Origin of the sequence: Acidisphaera rubrifaciens HS-AP3 (assembly GCF_000964365.1) — a bacterium.
Classification (GTDB): Bacteria; Pseudomonadota; Alphaproteobacteria; order Acetobacterales; family Acetobacteraceae; genus Acidisphaera; species Acidisphaera rubrifaciens.
This window is the reverse complement of record NZ_BANB01000655.1, coordinates 1-854: the sequence shown is the minus strand read 5'-3', so window position 1 is coordinate 854 and position 854 is coordinate 1. Positions and strand designations below refer to the sequence as shown.

General features: G+C 72.7%; 1 protein-coding gene. It reads right to left on the bottom strand.

What is annotated here, in order from left to right; translation table 11 throughout:
- The coding region (locus tag B8460_RS15895; RefSeq protein WP_048862590.1) for a patatin-like phospholipase family protein at positions 1-695 on the bottom strand (695 nt) is incomplete at its 3' end.
- Positions 696-854 lie beyond the last annotated feature (159 nt).

The following is an 854-nucleotide window of genomic DNA, read 5'->3' as shown; positions in this document are numbered from 1 at the left end:
CAGACCAGGGCGGGATAGACGACGCAGACCGCGACCTCCCGCGCCGCCTGTGTCCGGTCGGTGGGCATCCCGGCATGGCTCGGCATCAGCCGCGCGGTGCCGACCACGCCCACGGTCAGCGCGGCATAGGCGGCGACCCCGAGGACGACGGCGACGTCGCGCGCGACGGCAACCAGCGCCCCGGCATAGAGGTCCGGCACCGCCGCGAGGGCCAGCATCGCCGGCAGGAAGATGCACGCGTTGATCAGCACGTTGCGCAGCCACAGCACCGCCCCCGCCCAGGTGTCGGGCGAGGCGAGGCCGGGCTGCGGCGTCAGGAAGCTGGTATAGTTGCGCAACGCGCGCAGCGGTGGCGGCGGGTCGGTAGCGGCAAGCCCGGCGATCACGTCCGCGAGGCCTGCCCAGTGCCGCCAGCGCTGCAGCCACGCCCCCGTGTATCCGCCGCCGGATACGGTGGACAGGTAGTGAAACCGGCCGAGATAGCCGTGCTCCGCCAGGGCCTGCATCACGCCGAGACAGAATGCCCCGCTCCTTATGCCGCCGCCCGAGAGGCAGAGTGCGCTCTGCCGCGGCCCGTCATCGGCGAGCAGCCGGGCCTGATACGCGGCGACGGTGGGGAAGTCGTCGGTGCCGCCGTGTATGCGGCGGTATTCCTCGGACAGCATGGTGGCTGTGCCGACCACGGGTTCGGTCATGCCTCCGCGCCCCCTGCGTGCCGCGCGGATGACAGTACGGACACGCAACGATGGAAGCAATGCCGTTGCGTGCGCGGCCTGGCCGGGCGCCGCACCCCTCCGTGCGCCCGTCGTCAGGCGCGCGACGTCAGGCGCCCGCAGTCAGGCGCCCGCAGTCAG